Annotated in this window: 17 protein-coding genes; 10 read left to right on the forward strand and 7 right to left on the reverse strand. The window is 68.1% G+C overall.

Going from position 1 to position 20,361, the window contains the following annotated elements:
- Positions 1-113: 113 nt before the first annotated feature.
- From GTY96_RS05410 to GTY96_RS05420, 3 genes are all read right to left on the reverse strand, one after another.
- On the reverse strand, positions 114-878 hold the full coding sequence (locus tag GTY96_RS05410) for a hypothetical protein (RefSeq protein WP_143898921.1): 765 nt from the start codon (positions 876-878) through the stop codon (positions 114-116).
- A 244-nt stretch (positions 879-1,122) separates the two neighbouring features.
- Positions 1,123-2,991: a HAMP domain-containing sensor histidine kinase gene (locus tag GTY96_RS05415; protein WP_161664042.1), complete on the reverse strand. Its 1,869-nt coding sequence runs from the start codon at positions 2,989-2,991 to the stop codon at positions 1,123-1,125.
- 10 nt (positions 2,992-3,001) lie between these two features.
- Entirely contained in the window at positions 3,002-4,378 is a 1,377-nt protein-coding gene (locus GTY96_RS05420; RefSeq protein ID WP_143898923.1) for a sigma-54-dependent transcriptional regulator, read from the reverse strand.
- Positions 4,379-4,614: 236 nt separating this feature from the next.
- Here GTY96_RS05420 and wzy point away from each other — a divergent pair, with 236 nt between their 5' ends.
- Positions 4,615-6,159, forward strand: coding sequence for an exopolysaccharide repeat unit polymerase (wzy, locus tag GTY96_RS05425; RefSeq protein WP_161664043.1), 1,545 nt, complete (start codon positions 4,615-4,617; stop codon positions 6,157-6,159).
- On the opposite strand, the gene GTY96_RS05430 is transcribed toward wzy, so the two are convergent.
- Entirely contained in the window at positions 6,141-7,133 is a 993-nt protein-coding gene (locus GTY96_RS05430) for a tetratricopeptide repeat protein (protein ID WP_161664044.1), read from the reverse strand. The two genes, wzy and GTY96_RS05430, sit on opposite strands and share 19 nt — an antisense overlap.
- A 104-nt stretch (positions 7,134-7,237) precedes the next feature.
- On the opposite strand from GTY96_RS05430, the gene GTY96_RS05435 reads away from it, so the two are divergent.
- The 9 genes from GTY96_RS05435 (at position 7,238) to GTY96_RS05475 (ending at position 16,910) form a co-directional block, all read left to right on the forward strand.
- Complete coding sequence (locus tag GTY96_RS05435) at positions 7,238-8,167, forward strand: metallophosphoesterase family protein (RefSeq protein ID WP_161664045.1); 930 nt, start codon at positions 7,238-7,240, stop codon at positions 8,165-8,167.
- A 498-nt stretch (positions 8,168-8,665) separates the two neighbouring features.
- Positions 8,666-9,031: a hypothetical protein gene (locus GTY96_RS05440; RefSeq protein WP_235685344.1), complete on the forward strand. Its 366-nt coding sequence runs from the start codon at positions 8,666-8,668 to the stop codon at positions 9,029-9,031.
- A gap of 544 nt (positions 9,032-9,575) precedes the next feature.
- Complete coding sequence (locus GTY96_RS05445) at positions 9,576-10,058, forward strand: MarR family winged helix-turn-helix transcriptional regulator (protein ID WP_161664046.1); 483 nt, start codon at positions 9,576-9,578, stop codon at positions 10,056-10,058.
- Positions 10,045-11,931 (forward strand): chloride channel protein, encoded by a 1,887-nt coding sequence (locus tag GTY96_RS05450; protein WP_161664047.1) that lies wholly within the window; start codon positions 10,045-10,047, stop codon positions 11,929-11,931. The genes GTY96_RS05445 and GTY96_RS05450 overlap by 14 nt, the downstream gene beginning before the upstream one ends.
- A gap of 150 nt (positions 11,932-12,081) precedes the next feature.
- Entirely contained in the window at positions 12,082-12,654 is a 573-nt protein-coding gene (locus GTY96_RS05455; RefSeq protein WP_235685345.1) for a GNAT family N-acetyltransferase, read from the forward strand.
- Between the two features lie 354 nt (positions 12,655-13,008).
- Positions 13,009-13,851 carry a hypothetical protein gene (locus tag GTY96_RS05460; RefSeq protein ID WP_143898930.1) on the forward strand — a complete coding sequence of 281 codons (843 nt, stop codon included), beginning with the start codon at positions 13,009-13,011 and terminating at the stop codon, positions 13,849-13,851.
- A 57-nt stretch (positions 13,852-13,908) separates the two neighbouring features.
- Entirely contained in the window at positions 13,909-14,952 is a 1,044-nt protein-coding gene (locus GTY96_RS05465; RefSeq protein WP_143898931.1) for an MAC/perforin domain-containing protein, read from the forward strand.
- 67 nt (positions 14,953-15,019) lie between these two features.
- Positions 15,020-16,012, forward strand: a complete 993-nt coding sequence (locus GTY96_RS05470; RefSeq protein ID WP_143898932.1) for a cupin domain-containing protein — start codon at positions 15,020-15,022, stop codon at positions 16,010-16,012.
- A 1-nt stretch (position 16,013) separates the two neighbouring features.
- Positions 16,014-16,910, forward strand: coding sequence for a sulfotransferase (locus tag GTY96_RS05475; protein ID WP_143898933.1), 897 nt, complete (start codon positions 16,014-16,016; stop codon positions 16,908-16,910).
- 52 nt (positions 16,911-16,962) lie between these two features.
- Here GTY96_RS05475 and GTY96_RS05480 read toward each other — a convergent pair whose 3' ends face one another.
- The 3 genes from GTY96_RS05480 to GTY96_RS05490 form a co-directional block, all read right to left on the reverse strand.
- Positions 16,963-18,375 (reverse strand): aminotransferase class V-fold PLP-dependent enzyme, encoded by a 1,413-nt coding sequence (locus tag GTY96_RS05480; protein WP_143898934.1) that lies wholly within the window; start codon positions 18,373-18,375, stop codon positions 16,963-16,965.
- Positions 18,376-18,565: 190 nt separating this feature from the next.
- Positions 18,566-18,943 (reverse strand): COG4315 family predicted lipoprotein, encoded by a 378-nt coding sequence (locus tag GTY96_RS05485; RefSeq protein ID WP_143898935.1) that lies wholly within the window; start codon positions 18,941-18,943, stop codon positions 18,566-18,568.
- 230 nt (positions 18,944-19,173) lie between these two features.
- A complete protein-coding gene (locus GTY96_RS05490; protein ID WP_143898936.1) occupies positions 19,174-20,196 on the reverse strand; it encodes a hypothetical protein in 1,023 nt (340 codons plus the stop codon).
- Positions 20,197-20,361: the final 165 nt, after the last annotated feature.

Consider the following 20,361-nt stretch of genomic DNA (forward strand, 5'->3'; position numbering starts at 1 on the left):
CGCCTGGAGCTCCTCGCTCGGAGCCACGGCGTCTGCGTCCAGCGCGGACGCAGGCGCGTTCTCGCGGAGGGGGAGGCGCTCGGGTCCGTGAGGGCTTCCCGGCGGCGCTCCTGTCACGACTCGACGACGAAGGTGGTGGAGTCCACCCCGGTGTTTCCCGTGATGGGGTCGTATGCCGTCACGGTGACTTCGTAGATGCCCGGCTGCTGGACGGACAGCGCTGCCTCGAAGGTGCTGGTCTTCCCGGCGTACTTCAGGGGGACCTGGGTGAGCGGCTTCCCGTTGTGTTTCACCGTGGCCTGCAGCTCATACCGGTTCGAGTCCCAGAGCCCGTTGGGCTCGGTAGGGCAGCCACACATGAGCGTGAGGTTGGCGCGAAGAGGAACGGTGAGCTTCTTGTCGGCTGGGAGCTTGAGGAACTCGTGCGCTGACGGGGTCACCACATGCATCACGAAGCCGGGAAGCTCCAGGATGAGGCCATCGCCCTCGATGTGCTTGCCGGGCAGCATCCAGAGTTGGGTCGTGCTGGTGGCGAGTGCCTGCCGCTGCGCGAGGGGGCCGGACACCTCCACGGTCACCAGCCGCGGCTCGGTGAGGTCCAGGGTGGCCGTGAACTTCGCGGAGGACTCGTCCGCGAGCGGTGCCCCGCGCACCTGCGGTTGCTTCATCAGCGTCTGGGTGTTGCCTGTCGAGCCGGCGATGACACCGCTGACCAGCACCTGGCCGGACTGTGCATCCCGGAGCACCACCCGAACGCCTCCCATGGACGTCCCGACGAACTTGCCGTCCCGGGCGCGAGCCCTCACCACCAGCCGGGTCTCGGTTGCCAGGGTCGTCGTGGAGAACAACAACAGGGTGCAGAAAATGAGGCTGCGCATGGCTCGCTCCGTGTCGGAAGAATTCCGCACCGGATGGATACCAGATGGGTTGTCTTCAGGCCGCCTGTATCCGCCTCCGCGCGCGGCCGTTGATGCTCGCGGTTCGGGAGCGACAAACCAGAGGCGCAAAGGCAGAAAAGATGGCCAGGGCCTGTTGCGCCTGTTTCAGGGTCATGTCTGGTCTTGGCGCGGCCTCCAGGGCGTCCTCTGCTTCGCGTCAGTCGCGGACATCCCGTGCTCCGCGTCAGGCCCGTGCATCCGCCGCGGGCAGTGACACGAGGAAGCAGGCCCCGCCGCCGTCGTCGCCCTGCTGACAGCGGATGCTGCCGCCGTGCAGCTCCACGATCTGCCGGCAGAGGTACAGCCCGATGCCGGAGCCTCGGGTGCCCGCCTCCGTTCCGGGGCGGTGGTGCTCGACGCGAAAGAACTTGTCGAAGATGCGCTCGCGGAACTCCTCGGGGACGCCGGGGCCGTTGTCGGTGACGGAGATGCGCACGGTCCGCTGTCCGTCCTGGCTCACCACTCCGACGGTCAGCCGGACCTGCCCGGTGGAGGGCGTGTACTTGAGGGCATTGGACAGCAGGTTGTCCAAGACCACCCGCAGGCGGACTGGATCCGCCCAGAACGTGGAGGGGGCTCCCTCCACGGAGAGTTCCACGTGGGGGCCGTCGTCCTCGGTGCGCGCGCGACAGCGGCGGACGCACTCGGAGGCCAGGGCCGCGGGGGAGAAGTGCTCCCGGGAGAGCTTGAGCTGTCCGGCCTCGATGCGGGTCAGGTCGAGGAACTCGTCCACCGTCTCCGCGAGCTGCTCCACGCCGCCCAGTGAGGTCCGCACGAGCTCCTGGTTCCGGGGGGAGAGGGAGGCGGCGGACTCCTGGAGCATGAGGAGCGTCATCCGCAGCGTGGTGAGTGGAGTGCCCAGCTCGTGGGAGGCCACCGCCACCAGCTCCGCGCGCATCTCGTCCAGGCGCACGAGCTCCGTCACGTCATAGAGGAGCAGCAGCGCCGCGTCGCGCTCCGCGGAGAGGCTTGGCACGGGGACCACGCGTGGAAGCAGCCGGTGGATTCGCTCGTCCCGGGTGATGCGGAGGGCGCGGCCCAGGTCCGCCAGGGGCGGCGCGCTGTGCGGCGAGGAGGCCAGCTCCAGCACGGCACGAGGGTCGAAGCCACTGAGCGTGAGCTCGTGGATGTTCTCGAGCGATGGGATGCCCGAGGCGATGAGCAGCTCGTGGGCGCTGCGATTGGCGGAGAGCACGCGGCCCGTGACGTCCAGCAGCACCACCGCGTCGGGGAGCGCCTCCAGCGTGGCTTCCAGGGCGGCCTTGGCCTGGAGGACCTCACCCAGCTTCGAGCGGCGGAACTCCGCGAGGTCGGTCGCCATCTGGTTGAAGGCACTCGCGAGTTGACCCAGCTCATCGCCCGACTCCACGGGAATGGCCTCTCCGAACTCGCCGCGGCGGATGGTCTCCGCCCCGCGTGTCAGCCGGCGCAAGGGGAGGATGACCGAGCGGGCCAGGTGGAGCGCCAGGAGGGCGGAGGTGAGCAGCGCCACGACGGTGATGGTCAGCACCACGCGCAGCGCTCGGATGGACTCCTCGTGCGCGAAGCGGGCCACCTGCCGCGTCGCATCGAAGTGGTGGTCCCGGATGCTCAGGGTCGTCGCGGCGGCATGTCGGAGCAGCGGGTTGGCCTCGCGGTGGTAGCGCCCGAGCGCATCGGGGGTGCCGGCCCCGGCCGCGATGCGATTCGCGGCGTCGCGATAGGCCTCGACCTCCTCGCGCAGGAGGGTGGCGGCCTGATGCTCGGGCCGCGTGGTCAGCAGCGCGGCCAGCTGCGCGAGGGCCTCGTCCGTGCTCTGGCGCTTCGGACCCAGCGCGTGGTCATCGCCCGTGAGGGCCAGCAGGAGCGCGTCGTCCTCTCGCTCCAGCGCGCTGCCCAGCCGCGCGGTGGCGGCGGTGGCCTCGTCGCTGTCCTTCACCGTGGCGCCCACCTCGCCGCTGAGGCGGGTGAGCGTGGCCAGCGTCCACAAGCTCGCGCTCACCGTGGTGAGCACGAGCAGGACACACGCGACGAGGAATCTGGCCCGAAGGCCCCAGTGTCGAGGCATGGGCATGCAGTTCTTCTCAGACGAGCCCGTAGCGCTTGCGCTTGCGCTGGAGGGTGGTGGCATCGATGCCGAGGACCCGCGCCGCGGCCTCCAGCGTGGGGGCCTGGGTGATGATGGACGCGATGTGCTCCCGCTCGAGTTCGTCGAGGCTCACCATGTCCCCCACGCGCACCCGCGCTCCGCCTCCGCCGAGGGGCGCGCGCGTGGCGGTGAGTCCCAGGTCTCCGGGCCCCAGCGTGGCGGAGGCGCCCAGGATGACGGCGCGCTCCACGGCGTTGCGCAGCTCGCGCAGGTTCCCCGGCCAGGGGTGCGCCGCGATGGCGGCCTCCGCCTCCTGAGAGAACGCGAGGCCTGGCCGGCGCTGCTGGCGCGCGAAGAACGCCAGGTAGTGGCGCGCGAGCGGCACCACGTCCTCGGGGCGCTCCCGCAGGGCCGGCAGCGTGAGCATCAACACGTTGATGCGATAGAGGAGGTCGTCCCGAAACCGCCCCGCGCGCGCCTCGTCCTCCAGGGGACGATGCGTCGCGGCGAGGATGCGGACATGGGCCCTGCGCTCGCGCGCCTCGCCAAGCCGCTCATAGGTCCGGTCATTGAGGAAGCGCAGGAGGCGGGCCTGGGCGTCTGGAGACAGGTCGCCAATCTCATCGAGGAAGAGGGTGCCGCCCTCCGCCTCCTGTACCTTGCCCGCGACGTCCGAGACCGCCCCCGTGAAGGCGCCGCGCCGGTGGCCGAACAGCACGCTGCTCATCAGGTCGTTGGAGAGCGCCGGGCAGTTCACGCTCACGAACGGAGCGCCCGCGCGCGGGCTGTGCTCGTGAATCCAGTGGGCGAACACGTTCTTGCCGGTGCCGCTCTCCCCGCGCAGCAAGACCACCGAGTCCGACGCCGCCGCGCGTGCCGCGGTCTCCAGGAAGCCGTGGAACAGCGCGCTCTTCGAGGTGAAGACATGCCCGACATCGCTGTCGTCGAGCCGCTGCTCGAGCTCGACCACGCGCCGGCGCAGGCGCTGGGCTCGCAGGAGGCGATCCGCGGCGAGCCGGACCTGGTCCGGGGTGAAGGGCTTGGGCAGGTAGTCCGCGGCGCCGCGCTTCATCGCCTCCACGGCGCTCTCGAACGTGGCGAACGCGGTGATGACGACGACCCCTGCGTCGGGCTGCCGGCGCAGCAGCTCGGGGAGCGCGTCGAGCCCGGACTCGGCGCCCAGCCACAGGTCGAGGAAGACGACGTCGAACCGTCCGTGCTCGAGGGCCTCCTGCGCGGCGCTGGGGGTCCCGACCCCGAGCACCCGTCCCCCCGCCGCCTCCAGACACAGCCGGAGGGACTGACGGACGCCGGGGTCGTCGTCCACCACCAGCGCGGTCCAGGGAACGTCATGTCGCTCGGGAGGAGGCATGGAACAGCCAGCCTAGCGTGTGGGGCGAGGCGTCAGAAGCAACGCGGAGGGTGAGGCGCGGGCGGGCCCCCAGGGCGAGCAGGCATTTCGCCGGTTCCGAATCCCGCCCAGGCGGCGGAATGCCTGGACGCGCGTGGTCCGTGCCCTCGGAGGAGTCCCTGGCACGTGTGTCGCAAAGCGGCCCGGCGTGAGTCGCTCTGCGTGCTCCACCTTCGGCGAGTCGAACGCCGCGCCCCATGTACGCTCCACCGAACCCCTCCTATTGGCGCTACGCCGCGTTGCTCGTGGGCCTGGGGCTGGCTTGCATTGGCGGTGCCGCGGTGAGCGACGGCAATCCCATCATCACCGTGGCGCCGGTGGTGGCCGCGACCGTGGTGTGGGGGATGACGAAGGCCCCGCTGCGCTACCAGGCGCTCGCGGTCCTCTACCTGGTGCTCGCGGTGGACTATACGCCCGAGCGCCCACAGTCGATGTTCTGGAAGTCGCCCCTCTTTCCCCTGGGGCAGCTGCTGTTCTCCCAGTTGCATGAGCTGGTGGGCATTGGCGCGCTGCGCTTCCCGCTCATCGACGTGCTCATCATCGGCCTGATTGGGCTGGGCATCTACCGGCGAGCGACGAAGTCCACCATCGACCCACCCGTGGTGCCGCTGCCCCGGCCGCTCATCGTGCTGGTGGCGCTGTCGGCCGTCACCATCCTGTGGATGGAGGTCTGGGGCATCCTCAACGGCGGGGACGTGAAGAACTCGCTGTGGCAGTGGCATCAGGCGGCGTGCATGCCGCTCATGGTCATGATGTTCCACTACAGCCTGCGAGGGCCCCAGGACTGGCCGGCCGTGGCCCGGACGGTCATCGCTGGCGCGCTCACCAAGTCCGCGGTGAGCACGTACTTCGCGGTCGTCGTCATCCCGGAGATCGGCAAGGAGATTGAGTACACCACGTGCCACTCGGACTCGATGACCTTCATCTTCGCGCTCATGGTGTGTGTCACCCGATGGCTGGAGCGACCCAAGGCGGCCCATGCCATCCGCGGGATCGTCGTCGCGGTGCTGGTGTTCGTCGGGATGTTCTACAACGACCGTCGGCTGGCGTATGTGAGCATGGTGGGGTCGATGGGGGCCGCGTACCTGTTCAATCCGTGGACGCCGCTGAAGAAGTTCGTCACGCGCGCGGCCATCCTGATGCTTCCGCTCGGCGTCGTGTATCTGGGCGTCGGCTGGAACTCGAGCAGTGGCGTCTTCAAGCCGGTGCAGACGTTCCGCTCCCTCGTCGAGGGCCAGCACGCGGAAGGGGAGCTGGACTACCGCGACATCGAGAATCTCAATCTCATCGCCACGTGGAGCAGCCATCCGCTGGTGGGGGTCGGCTATGGGCATGAGTTCGTGCTGGATTACCCGATGCCGGATATTGCCTTCGTGTTCCCCCAGTTCCGGTATCACCCGCACAACTCGCTGCTGGGGTTGCTCGCGTTTGGTGGCGTGCTGGGATTCACGGGCATCTGGATGTACCTGGTGGCGACCGTGTACCTGACCGCGCGCGCGTACCACCGCAGCTACGCGGCGGAGCACCGGTCCGCCGCGCTGGTCATCATCGGCGTGGTGGCGTCGTACCTGAATCAGGTGTTCGGAGACATGGGCATCATCTCGTACATCTGCACCATGCTCGTGGCGGTGAGTGTGACCATGACCGGGAAGATGGCGATGGTGACGGGGGCCTGGCCGTGGCCAGGGCGCGAGCGGGCGCTGGGGCTCCGTCCTGTGACGGATCACCGCGAAGTGGCGTGAGCCCGCGTCGAGCGTCCCCTGGCGCGCTCGACACGCACGAGCAGCTCCGGGTCCGCGAGCCTGTTCGCGATGGCGGCGGCCCGTGAGAGCGTGCTCGCGTCGTCCGGGGCGCCCTGGATGCGCGCGAGCATCAGCAGGCCCATCACGCGCAGGCGCACGTAGCCGCCATCGCCCGCGTGCTCGCAGGCCCGGCGCGCCGCTTCGAGCGCCGCGTCCCGCTCGCCGCGCTGATTCAGGCCGAACGCCAGCCCCGCGTCGCGGCGGTAGCTGGCGAAGGGATGGACGTCGTCGGTGGGCAGGGCGCGGTACAGCGCGAGCGCCCGCGCGAAGTCGCCGCGCCGGTTGGCGTCGAAGGCCGCGTGGTCGACCAGGCGGGCCTCGAAGCACGCGGCATCCGCGGGCTCCAGCTCCGCGCGGGACGTGTCGAGCAGTCGCCGCGCCCGTTCCAGGTGTGGACGCGCGGCGGCCTCCGCGCGCTCCACGTCCATCTCCAAACGGGTCAGCAGATAGCTCGTCGCGAGGTGATGCTCCAACCGCGCCGCCGGCGTGTCCGCGAGCGCCGCGGCGCTCTCCAGCAATGGCTGGGCCTCGGTGAAGGCCCGCCTGCGCAGCGCCACACCCGCCAGCCCCAGGAGGATCCAGACGCGTGCCCTCGACTCCGAGAGGGGTGGGCGCTCCCACAAGCGCAGCTGGTCCACACACAGCTGGATGGGCAGGTCCCCGAAGGGGCTGTGGTACGTCCCCATCCAGCGGGCCTGGGCCTCGACGCTCGCGGGCACGCCGAACACCCGCAGGAGCCGCTGGCCGATGAGGCCGCCGTCGCGCTGTCCCCGTCCGCGCAGGCGCCGGAGCGCCCGCTCCACGGAGGTCACCTCCTCGGACAGCCCCCGCTCGACGAGCTTCCAGGCGACGGCGGTGAGCGTGCCGTGCTCCGACACCAGGGCCTTGAGGTAGTCGTCCCACGTGTAGCCCACGGGGGCCTGGGCCTCGCCCGCGCGTTGTCCGGTTTTCTGTCCGCTCCCGTGGGACCGCCCCGGTGCCATCGTGTCGTCAGCCTCGCCTCGAAAGGACACGCGCCATGCGCCTGCTGCTCATCTCCGACACCCATGGACATCTCGACATCATCGAGCGGCTCGCGAAGGAGTCCCGGGCCGACGCAGTCTTGCACGCAGGGGACTTCGGCTTCTACGACGGCGGTAGCGTGGAGCGCATCGAGTCGCGCGAGCTGTTCCTCCGGGTCGTCCACTCGAAGCTGCGCGGCGACGCGAAGCCGCGGGCCAAGAAGCTGAAGGGCGACGCCCTGCGCGCCTTCGTCCGCGAGCAGCTGCCGCTGTCCGACCTCGGCGGGTGGCTGGACTCCGGGCGGGGATTCTCCCTGCCCACGTTCGCGGTGTGGGGCAATCACGAGGATGGCGCCGTGGTCTCCGCGCTGCTGGAGGGGAAGAGGCGCGTCCCCAACCTGACGCTGCTGGGGACGGCGACCTGTGGCCCCTTCCGCTTCTTCGGCCTGGGGGGAAACCTCCTCCCGGCGCTGCTGGGAGAGAACGCGCCGCTCGATGGGGGCCGGGGGAAGATCCTCACGACGGAGCGGGAGCTGTCAGCGCTGCTCGACTCCGCGCCGCCGAGGGTCGCGGGGGAGGTCCGCGTGCTCGTGACCCACGTGAGCCCTGGGAAGGAGCCGCTGGTCGGACTCCTCGCGACGGCCCTCGACGCGGACCTGACCGTCTCCGGGCACATGGGTTCGCCCTATGGCTGTGTCTGGGATGACTTCGCGGTGCGTGGCCCCTCCGAGGCCGAGAAGCGGCTCGCCAGCGCCGTGGCGGTGCTCCCAAAGGCCCTGCGGGCACGGCTCCCCGCGCCCGCGTCAGACGAGGGCCGGGCCCGCTGGTACCGGGGCACCTTCCACGTCAACCTCCCGGATGCGCCGGATGGTCACGCCGTGGTCGAGTTCGTGGGTGGACGCGTGCGGTTGGAGACGGTGTCCGCCGGTCTGCCCTCGCGGTCATGACGGGGGCACGTGTTCCAGAGGCGGAATCGCTGAGGGCTGGGGGGCGCGTGGGTCGACCCCTGTGCCCTCAGCCAGCACGTGGGGCGGCCCCTGGCATGCGGGCCCCGTGGAGTGTCCATCGCGTGGACGCAGGCAAACGAGCGACGCGACCCGACGGACAAAGTGCTCTGGCTGCAGGTGATGCGCATTGTCTCCGGGTGCTACGCGCACGAGCGCCTCTCGACTTTCCCCTGGGGGTTTGGATCTTCCACGAGGCCCGCGAATCAGGCTGGAAGGAGGGCCCTTCCTCCCCATCGTAACAGGACGACGGTCGTCTACGGACAAGGTGCGCCGCCGCGCGTCATTGCTGTGTTTGGTACGCTCGCGACGAAAGCCGATGAAGGCCGTCCAATTACGTGCGGGACGGGGAACTCAGCCAGTCCGCTCCTCAAGGGTGTTTCCTTTGAGAAGCTGCGTTGAGTAGTTCCTGAGTGTAAGGGAGTCTTAACGATGAGGGATATGGACCTCTGGTCGGGACATGCTGAATGGCTCAAGTCGCTATCGCTATTTCTGGGTTGCTCGCTGCGGATCGTTCATGGGAGCGAAACGGTTGAGGTTGACGCAGCCTCCGCAACACTGGAGGGAATGGTTGGGGCTCTGCATTCGGGGATCGTTATTGAACTTGTTGTGAAGTTGCTCGTGGCCCAAAAGGACGATGGTAGTGTGACTGTTTGGGCGCTCGTGTTTTTCTTCGTTGATAAGCGACGCGTCGCAGAACAGGGCATGTGTTACTTGGCGCTCGAATGGCGCGAAGACCAATGGTGTCGACGTGGCTGGGAGTCGGACGTCGATGACGAGTGGGCAGGTCTTGAGACGCTTGCGTGACGAAAGGGGCTGGAGGGGGGGCGTTCGCTGTCGCGCTGAGCCCCGCTCTTGATGGGGCAGCCAGCTTTGCGCAGGGGGCATGGGCGTACTTGCCTTTGGCGTTGCGCATCTGTTCCGACCTTTCCGGCGCCAGTCCCTGGCTTGGTCCCATGTGAGGGGGAGCCGTCCGGTCGAAACGGGGGGCTGCACCACGCAGCTTGGCCCTCCCTTCATCACGAGCGCACAGTCCCTTGTGTGCACGGGACGGCGTAGGCGCTGGCTCGGCGATTCCGCGCTGACCTGATGGGCCCCGTGCGCACCTTGCTTTTCGGCCGGCCACAGACGTGGGACTGTCTGGCGCTCCGCTGCCTGGCCTCCGCAGGCTGGGGGGCGGCTCCCATCAGTTCGGGTGATTCACACCGGAAGTCCGAGCACCTGCCCGCCTGACAGGCGCCGCGCGCATGGATTGCGGCGGGCATGCCCGGCGCGTACCTTCAGCGTCAATTGAATGGGCTCCCATATAAAAAGAGTCGCGAGCGCGGAGCAGGGTGAGGTGCGGGAGGTGATGGACGGCATCCGCCGTCTGGTGCGCCTGCTGCGCGTTTCGGCCCGAGCGTCCGAGCAGTTGGTGGGCATCAGCGGCGCGCAGCTCTTCGTGCTGCAGCGGCTGGCGGAGGCCGGCCCCTGTTCCATCAACACCCTGGCCGAGCAAACCCTCACGCACCAGAGCAGCGTGTCGACGGTGGTGGCGCGCCTCATCGAAAGAGGGCTCGTCACGCGCCGGCCCTCGCCGCGGGATGGCCGCCGGGTGGAGGTGTCGCTGGCTCCCGCGGGCCGGGCGCTGTTGCGTGAGGCTCCGCCCATGGCCCAGGCCCAGCTCATCGCCGGGCTGCGGAGACTGAAGCCGGACGTACGCGAGGGGTTTGCACGCGGGCTGTCCGCGCTGGTGTCGGAGCTGGGGCTGGACGGCGACTCGCCGCCGCTCTTCTTCGAGGAAGAAGCGAAGCCGCGCGGGCGGCGCAAGGAGAAGTCGAATGGAGCGGCCTGAGGTGGAGCGCGTCGAGGCGGGCCTGGACGGAGGCCCCGAGGCGCGGGAGACGTTGCCGGTGGCCCCGTCGATGGGGCCGGCGCTCGTGGGCGTGCGCACGCCGCATGTGATGGAGTCGGTGGATCGGCGCGTGGTGTTCATCAGCACCATCGCCGTGGTGCTGGCGCTGGCCGCGGGGTTGGTGGCGCAGGCGCTGAGTGCGCTCATCGGGCTCTTCACCAACATCGCCTTCTTCGGCCGCTTCACCACGGCGCCTGTGTCTCCGGCGGACAACACGCTGGGCCCGTGGGTCATCGTGGTGCCAGTGGTGGGGGCCATCATCGTCGGCTTCATGGCGCGCTATGGCTCACGCGCCATCCGCGGGCACGGCATCCCCGAGGCGATGGAGAACGTGCTCTACAACCAGAGCCGCATTCCGCCGCGGATGACATTCCTCAAGCCGTTGTCGGCGGCGGTAGCCATCGGTACCGGTGGCCCCTTCGGCGCGGAGGGACCCATCATCGCGACGGGCGGCGCGCTGGGCTCGCTGGTGGGGCAGCTGCTCCACGTCACCGCGGATGAGCGCAAGGCCCTGCTGGCAGCGGGCGCTGCGGCGGGCATGGCGGCGACGTTTGGCGCTCCGGTGTCCGCGGTGCTGCTCGCGGTGGAGTTGCTCCTGTTCGAGTACCGGCCCCGCTCCGTCATCCCCGTGGCGCTGGCCACCGCCACCGCGACGGGCGTGCGCATGGCCTTCGTGGGGGGCGCACCCGCGTTCGTCATGCCGGACCTCCTGCCCCCGAGCGGCTCCGCGCTCGCCTTCTACATCGTGCTGGGCGCGGTGATGGGCGTGGCGTCCACGCTGGTTACCCGCGCTGTGTATGCCATCGAGGACGCCTTCGAGAGACTGTCGCTGCACTGGATGTGGTGGCCCGCGCTGGGCGCGGTCGTGGTGGGCGTGGTGGGCTTCTTCTCCCCTCGCACGCTGGGCGTGGGCTACACCAATATCGAGGACATCCTCTCCGGCCGCTTCGTGGGCACGGCGATGCTGTTCTTCTGCGCGATGAAGTTCCTCTCCTGGTCAGTGGCGCTGGGAAGCGGCACTTCGGGCGGCACGTTGGCGCCGCTCTTCACGCTGGGCGGCGCCCTGGGCTCCGGCTTGGGGCTGCTGGCGACCCACCTGTCGCCGGGGCTGGGCGTGGACGTGCGCGTGGCGGCGCTGGTGGGCATGGCGGCCATCTTCGCGGGGGCGTCCCGTGCGCTGTTGGCCTCGGTGGTGTTCGCCTTCGAGGCGACGCGCCAGCCCATGGGGCTGCTGCCGCTGCTGGGGGGCTGCGCGGCGGCCTATCTCGTATCCGCGCTGATGATGCGTCACTCCATCATGACGGAGAAGCTGGCCCGGCGCGGCGGGCGCGTCGTCACCGAGTACGGCGTGGACGCGCTGGGACAGGCGCTGGTGCGCGACGTGGGGCTCAGGCCCGTGGTGTCGCTGGAGGCGGATCGGCCGCTGGGAGAGGTGCGCGCGTGGCTCGCCTCCGGCACGCCGGGCAGCACGCATCAAGGCTTCCCGGTGGTGGCCGGTGGGGGGCTCGTCGGTGTCGTCACCCGCCGCGACCTGCTGGATGGCCGCGACGCCGCGGGCCGGCGCGTGCGCGAGCTGGTGAAGCGTCCTCTGGCAGTGGCGTACGCGGACAGCTCGCTGCGCGAGGCGGCGGACCTGATGGTGGAGGTGGGCGTTGGCCGGCTGCCGGTGGTGCACCGTGACGCTCCCACGCGTGTGGTGGGCATCCTGACGCGCAGTGATCTGCTCGGCGCCAACCGGCCGCGGATGGAGGATTCGCGGCGGATGGAGCGCGGCGTGGGAGGCCCCCGGCGGACGGGGCCGTCGCCGGCCTGAAACGGGTGGCCCTTTGGAATATCTCAGACATGGGCGCCCCAGGTCGAAATGAGTGAGGCGCCCTCCCAGTTGCCTCGCGGAGTCCTCTGTCGCGCATCGCGTGTTGGGCCGCCTTGCACCTCAGAGTGCCTTCTTGGGATGGTGCGCTCCATGGCTGCGCACCTCCGAATCGAGTGTGGTCCCTGCATCCTGCGCCCATGGCGGCGCGGGGATGAGGAAGCCCTCGTCCGACACGCCAACAATCGCGAAGTGTGGCGCCACCTTCGCGACCGGTTTCCCCACCCCTACACGCCCGAGGATGCCGCATGGTGGGTAGGCCACACGGCCAGCGAGCCTTCTCCGACAAACTTCGCAATCGAGGTGGCGAGCGAGGCCGTGGGCTCCATGGGGCTGATTCTCGGCACGGACATCGAGCGCTATTCGGCAGAGGTGGGCTATTGGCTCGGCCAGTCACTTTGGGGCCGGGGCATCACAGCCGCGGCGCTCGAGGGCTTTTGCGCTTGGGCCTTCGAGTGCTTCGACCTCATCCGCCTGTTCGCGCTCCCCTTCGCGGACAATGCCGCGTCGTGCCGGGTGCTGGAGAAGGCCGGCTTCCAGCGCGAGGGTCTGATGCGGCAGAGCGCCGTGAAGGACGGAAAAGTCCACGATCAGGCCCTCTATGCGCGCCTTCGCCTGGTGGGCTTGAGGGACTCCGACCTGACGGGTGGTGCGGCGTCTCGCTAAGGCTGGACGCTGCCGCGCAGGAGGATTTGCAGAGCGGGGGCGAGAGGCTCTGCGCCGGGGCTCGGGCGCGAATCTGAGCACCTCCTCTCTCGGGGCCCACCCTGTCGATGGAGTCAGGCAGGGAGGGTCGCTCCACGCCGATGGTGATGTCCTACCTTCCCCCAGGATTTGGACGGGCGTGCCCTTGGCAGAGCGCTGACGCGTCACCGCCGGGCCATGACACGTCAGGGCGCCGTGTGGGGAATCCTGGCGCATATGGGTTTTGCAGTGATTCCGGCTTCTTGTGAAGCCAGACGGCTGGCATTGGCCTTGCGATGGAGGGCTGCACACCCAACCCCAGCCAGGGACGCCCGCATGTCGATCGTGAGTTGCAATGCGCAGAACCAGCTCTTCCAGAAGGGCATCATGACCGTCAAGGTCTGCTATAATATGGCGGACGCCGTCGCCAAGCAGGCGAATGAGAAGCAGATCAAGGCCTACTCGAACCTCAACGGCCTGCCGGACCTCTCCACTCCGCTGATGGTGGAGAACGTCATCAACACCAAGAACGGCCAGCTGGTGGACAACGGCCAGGGGGTCATCATCCCGCCGGACACCTATATCGGCTTCCAGATTGGCTTTGGCTGTCAGGTGGGGTTTGGCTTTGGCATCGAGATCCTCCCGAGCAACATCGCCATCTTCGACAACAACGCCGCCATCATGCCGCGCGCGTCCGAGCCCTCCGTCAATCAATGGGCTACCGCCACTCAGTATGCGTTCCTTGCGAATAATAAGTACAACGGGGACATGGTCTATGTCTACGACGACAACTTTGGCGAACATCCGCTGGACGAGGCGATCGCCGCCAACTCCTACCAGATTCGCGTCACCTGCACCCCGTTGAAGTCCTGGACCGACAGCGGCAACAGGAAGTACTCCGCGCCCCGGCCGAACCTGGATCCTCCCCAGAGCACGTTGCAGCTGTCCGGCAGGATGGACGCGGAGAGCGGGGGGGACACCAACATCAACGTGCATGGCGGCACCGTCACCGGTTCCGGCACCTCCGGGCAGACGTACGGAGGTTGCAACGGCTACGAGACGGCCGACGACCTGGCTGTCTCGATGGTGTTCGACGTCTTCGTGGTCAATCAGAAGTATTACAACTCACAGACCTATCAGTTCTTCACGTCGAATGGCGGGGACGGGCTGAACGACTAGGGACGCCGGGTTGCTGTCTTCTCACGGAACAGACACTTCCACGAAGGAACAATGACAATGCCCATGCTTCAGCTCAAGAGCGCTGATCTGCCCAGCGATCCCCATGACTTCACCGCCCAGGACTGGCTCCACCTGTTCGAGGACCGTGGCCTCTTCCACGCCATGATCATCACCGAGGAGGTGAACCCCACCAACGTGTTCAGCATCCATCAGGGATTGCAGCTCACGTCGCCGACCCTGGTCCTCCCGGATCCGACCAACCCGGGAAACAACCCGACCTTCCAGTGGCTCATCCCGAACCTCACCGCCCAGCTGCACACGGTGGAGACCTTCTTCCAGACGGAGCACACGTACCACGAGCAGGGCTACGACGTGAAGAAGGCGGACATCGGCGTCCCCGGCATCTTCAGCCTGAAGTTCGAGCACGAGCACGAGTACACGAATGACCAGTCGTTCTCGGAGACGGACTACTTCGTCACCAGCATGTACCGCGTCCCCAAGCTGCGGATTGGCTTCAGCGACGGGGCGATGACGCTGACGGCTGACTTCGTCGATGCGCTGCGGGACGCCGCGAAGCTCGGCGTCGGCGATTCACGCTCCTACGACCGGATCGTGAACGTGCTGAACGCGTGGGGCCATTACTACGTGAAGCAGCTGGACCTGGGCGGACTCCTGTTCGGCACGGACACCAAGAAGGTGACCAGCATGAGCCAGGGGCAGAGCTTCTCGGACAGCGTGTCCAAGGGCTTCGAGGTCAAGCTGGAGCTGGAGGACGTGCCCATCTCCGGCGGAGCCGACAATGGTCATGGGACGGGGTCCTCCTCGAACGACAGCTCCGTGGAGGCGGACAACAACGTCACCATCAACGTGATTGGCGGCGACGGGTCGCTCATTGGCAAGTACCCCGCCTGGGCTGCCTCCCTGAACGACAACTACGTGAGCTGGCACATCATCAACACCCTCACGCTGGATCCCGTCATCAACCTCATCCCCGACGATGCGCTGCGCAACCAGGTCGCGGCCATCCTCATCAACAAGGACGGCGTCACGCCGTACACGCAAGACATCTCCAACGCGGAACAGAACGACTTGAACGACTGATGTGGCCCCCCGGGGCGGCGCATGCGCCCGTGCGCCGCCCCGCCACGTCTCCCCCGTGACGATCGCCATGAAATACACGACCGAGCACCTGCTGAAGCCTGTCTCTCCGGACGCATTCCTGCGGACGTACTTCGAGAAGGAGCGGCTGCTGATCCGCCGGGGAGACGCGGAGTACTATTCAGGCCTCTTCGGCATCGAGGAGATGCTGGCGTTCCTGCAGAAGGAGAACAACGCCTATCCCCACGTGCGGATGGTGAAGGACGGCCGCGAGACGTCGTACAACGAGTTCTCGTCCTCCATGTCGTACAAGGAGTCCCGGGTCAACTTCAACCATGTCATCAACCGTGAGCGTGTCTCGCGCTTGTTCCTGGAGCAGGGACACTCGGTGATTGTCTACCAGGCGCAGACGGCGCTGGAGCCCCTCCGGCGGTTCTGCGACGTGCTGGAGCAGGAGTGGCGGGTGCGGGTGCAGGCGAACCTGTACATGACGCCCGCGGGCGCCCAGGGCTTCACGCTCCACTACGACACGCACGATGCCTTCATCCTGCAACTGGAGGGGGAGAAGCGCTGGCGGCTGTACGACAAGCCCATCCACCTGCCCTTCGACGGCGAGCCGATGCAGAACCCGGAGCAGCACCGGCCCTCGCTGAATTGCGTGTTCGACGAGGTGCTGCGCAAGGGAGACCTGCTGTACGTACCCCGAGGGCACTTCCATGACGTGAGCGCCACGGACGTGCATTCGCTGCACCTGACGGTGGGCCTGCTGACCAGCCCCTGGCAGGCGCTGTTCCGGCGGGCGGTGGAGCAGCTCGAGAAGGAGGACTTCATGCGCAACACCGTCCCGCTGGCGGTGTGGCAGCAGGGAGAGCTGGCGGCGTTCAAGGACGCGCTGAAGGCCGCGGTGATGGCGGGCCTGGACTCGAAGCTGGACGCGCTCGTGGAGGAATACCTGGGCCGGCAGGCGGGAGGCAGCGCCTCCGCCGGAATCAACAGGATGGCGCGGTCCTTCGCGGAGCAGGCGCGGCCTCGGCTCCGCGCGGTCGCCACGGGGGGCGGGTGACATGGAGCGCGTCCCCGTCCCCACCCGGATGTACCTCCAGGGAGGGCAGGCCATGCTCCAGACGGCGGAGCTGTCTCCCGCTGTCTACGAAGCCCCCTTCATGAGCGACGGCCTCCGGCACGCGCTGGAGGCCGGGGAGGCGGGTCTTGGCTACCGCGTGTCCGCGGTGAAGGAGCTGCCGGAGGACGGGGCGCTGCCGGCGGGGCTCCTCTTCCACGTGTCGCGGTGCGGGAGCACGCTGGTGAGCCAGATGCTGGGGACGCTTCCCGGGCTTCGGGCGGTGAGCGAGCCCGAGGTGCTGTCGCTCTACCTGCTGCATTGCGCCCAGGGGGCCTGTGCCTTCGACGCGGAGGTGTTCCGCCGGTTGATCAAGGTCCTGGGGCGGGGGAGCGGGCGCTATGTCATCAAGTTCTCGTCATGGAACCTGCTGTTCCTGGACTGGATCCGGGGCGCGTTGCCGGACGTGCCCTGGGTGTTCCTGACGCGTGACGCGACGGAGGTGATGGCCTCCAACTTCCGCAGCCCGTCGGCGCCCCTGCGGTGGTACCGGCGCGGCGACCCGAGGTTCAAGGCGTGCTTCCCGGACTGGCCCGGTGAGGCACGAGGGGCTCCGGAGGCATTCTTCGCGTGGTGTCTGGCGCGCTACGCGCAGGCGGCACGCCGGCACGCGGGCCCCCGGGGCTTGTGGGTGGACTACGCGCAGCTGCCCGGCGGGGTGCCCCGTCACATCCTGGCCCACTTCGGATTGGAGGCGGATGTGTCGCAGCGGGCGCGGATGGAGGAGAAGGGCCGCTACCGGTCGAAGGGGAACACCCGGCAGCCGTTCGTGCCCGACGGCGAGGCGAAGCGGGCGGAGGCCACGGAGGCCATGCGGGAGGCCGTGAAGCGCTGGCTCTGAGCATGGGCCTCGTCGTGCGTCGCGGTCGGTCCACCGCGTCACGGCCCGCCCGTCACGAGCGCCTGTCCTCGTACCAGGCGTTCATCCCATCCACGGCCCGGTCCACATCGGCAATCGTGTTGTAGATGTGAGGGCACAGGCGGAACGTCTTGTCGTCCCCGGAGCCGGCGACGCGGTAGCGCGGGTCCTGGTAGAGCCAGTCGTACAGCGTCTTCTCCCGGTGCTCCTTCGGCGCCTCGACGCGCACCACGCCCCAACTGCGCGCGGGGTCGCTCGGCGTGACGAGGCTCCACCGGCTCCCCGCCTCCTGGAGCCGTGACATGAGGTGCTGGGCGAGCTGGGCGATGCGCTCGTGGGGTTTGCGCGGCTGTAGCGCCGTCCACATCCTCTGGGTGAGGTCGAGCGCGATGATGTTCACGTCGTCGCGCTGGCCGATGAGCTCGAACCGCAGCGCGTTCTCCGGCAGCTCCCGGTACGGCACGATGACGATGCGGTAGTCGTAGCCGTAGACGCTCGGCATGAAGTTCCGGGTCTTCTCCTTGCGCATGAAGAGGATGCCCGTCTCCTTGGGGCCCAGGAACCACTTGTGCGCGCTGGACACGAGGCTGTGGCAGTACGCGTCCGCCAGGTTGAGCGGGCGCGCGCCCCACGCCATCGTCCCGTCGATGTGGATGTGGCAGTCCGGACGGTTCGCCTTCACGTGGTCCCAGATGGCCTTCATCACCGACTCGGGCATGCGGAAGCCGTTGCTGTTGGCTGTCTCCGTGTACGTCACGAAGCGCGTGCGCGGGGTGATGCGGCTGATGAAGGCCGCCGCGATGTCCGCCTCCGAGGCGTTCGTCGGGAAGCTCACCTCCTCCACCTTGAATCGCGTCGGGCCGCCGGACCACTCGGCTCGCATCTTCCATGCCTCGCGGTTGGTGGGGTGGTTCTCCGACCACATCACCACCGTGTCGTTCCCGTCCGCGCTCCAGCCTCGGAAGCCGCAGTTGACCGCGTTGTTCGCCTCCGTGGCGTTGCGCATGATGGCCAGGTCGTTCGGGTCCGTCAGCCCCAGCCCGAGCGCCAGGCTCCTGCGCGTCTGCTCCAACTGGCGCACCCGCTCGCCCTGCGCGGTGCGCATCTGCTGCGAGACGTTGAGGTTGTATTCGAGGCGCAGCTCGTTGAGCGACTCGATGAGCGCCGTGGGCTCCGGGCAGAGGTTGGCGGCGTTCATCGGCGTGACGCGCTCGGAGGGCGCGACCGTGGCGAAGCCGAACTCCTGCTGGAAGGCTGTCCAGAACGCCTCGTCCGTCTTCTGGGAAGGGGCGCGAACCGCCTGGAAGAAGCGGTTCAGCTTGTCCGTCAGCGCGCGTCCCCTCGCCTTGGAGAGGAGGCCTACGTCGGTCAGCGACGTGAGGAGGGAGAGGCTGTCGGCGGGCTCGGCCGTGCTGGCGGCCATGTCGGAGTTGCTGGCTTTGAACAAGGGGCGCTCCGGAAGGGGTGGGTCGGCCACCGTGCACCAGGTGCCGACTCCGGGACATCCCCCCGCGGGGCACCGCGCCCGTCAGGGATCGGACATGTCAGGGTGAACTTCGACTCCAGGGTGCCTGTTTCAGTCCGTCCTTCCGGGGTGAGCGTTGGCCTCGCGAGACAGGTCTCGCGAAACGAATCGTTCAAGGCTTGGCGACGTGCCAGACGTCCTTGACTCCGTCGCCCGTCTTGTCGCCGGCCTTCTTGTCTTTGATGAAGGTGTACAGGGGCTTGCCGTCATAGGCCCACTGCATCGTCCCGTCGTCACGCTTGATTTGGGTCCACTTGTCCTGTGCCGTTTCGTCACCTTTCTTGACGAGCAGTGGGGGCCAGTTCTTGGCGCACTCGCCGTTGCACATGGACTTGCCGCCGCCGTCCTTGTCGAAGGTGTAGAGCGTCATGCCGTGATGATCAACCCACATGCCGTCCTTCTCCATCGCATGATGAGCGAGCGCGGAGAGAGGAAGGAGCAAAGCGGCTGCGGCATACAGCGCCATCCGGGTCGAAGCGTGTCGCGTCATTGTCTGTCCTCGTGACTCGCCAGGAGACTTCCTGGCGAACCGGAGCTGTCTCCAGTCGATGGCTCTCTAGGTGGCGAGGGACACGTGCGCAATCGCGCGCGGCAGGCGCGACGCTGGACCATCCAGCGGTAAACAAGCGTCGTCTGCTGCTTGGGTGTCCCGCTCATCGCGCACCGCCGCTGCGCAATTCCTCCCATGAAGCGGGGCAGGGGGGCGCTCCGTGCCCGCCGTCACCGAGGCGTCATCCGAGGAGCGTCCGTTGGCTGGAGCTCCAGCGAGCCATTGCAGACCGTCGGAAGGGCCTCGGACTCACCCGTGAAGGAGCACACCAGCCGCACGCCTTCCTTCCCCATCCGGCCCGCTCCGAGGAGAAGCCAGAGCGTGCTCCGGGGTGTTTGTACCCGATACCGATGGCAGAGCCCTTGTTGCTCCAACACGCGGCAGGCCACCTCCTGGCCGTTCACGGAGGCACCGCTCGCGGCGAATCGCTGCCGGAGGTCGCGGCCCGCCTTCTCCGTCTCTTGCGAAAGCCACTTCTTCAAGTCGACCTCCGGCGCCAACACCGCCCATTCGAGGAAGCTGCTGGGGCACTTGATACGTCCCACCTCCGGCGCGACGCTTGGCGTCAGGTCGCAGCCATCCGGAACCATCAACTCACGCGTCCCCATCATCGCCTTCGTGAGCACCGTCCGGTTCCGCAAGTCGAGGGGCTCGGGGACCTTCTGGGACGCGAAGAACTCCAGCACGCTCTTGCATGGACGCGTCGCCCCTCGCCGCCGAACGTCCTCCATGCATGTATAGGCCCAGAAGCCCTTCTCGGTCCGCTCCTCGATGATGACGTGCCCCGTCCTCTTGAGCTCCCCCGTCCCTTCCTCGCGAATCGTCACCTCCAACGCCTCGCGCTCGACGCCAGCCAGCACGAGCGTCGTCTTCTTCGACTCCACCGCACCGTCGGCTGACGCGATGATGGAGTCTCGCATGCCCTCGAATACCCGTTCGTTGGAGTGGTTCATGGGAATGGGCAACCAACCGATGCTCGCGCTCAGGTTGGGGCACAGGTATCGACGACCTGTCGACCCGTCCGCCGTCGCCTTGCACCGACCAAACAGGGCCTGTGCCTCCCGCCTGTAGGTCGTCGTCGGGGGCTCCCCGTGCGCGCCTCCCGCGAGCAACACCAGCCCCGTACTCCAGAGCGCATGAAGAAAGGTCAGACACCACCGCGGCAACCGGACGTCACCCCACGAGTTGGACATGGGCTGCGTCTTTGCACGGTCCGTACCCGGCGCTCCACGGCGAGGGACTCCCGTCACCGTGCAACTCTTGCGCGCCTCCTGCTCCGAGCATCGTGCAAGGCTTGCACTGTCCTCGGAGGGTCACGCCCTGGGGGGAGCGTCCGCGGGAAGCCGTGCCATGCACGT

The organism is Corallococcus silvisoli, from assembly GCF_009909145.1.
Taxonomy (GTDB): domain Bacteria; phylum Myxococcota; class Myxococcia; order Myxococcales; family Myxococcaceae; genus Corallococcus; species Corallococcus silvisoli.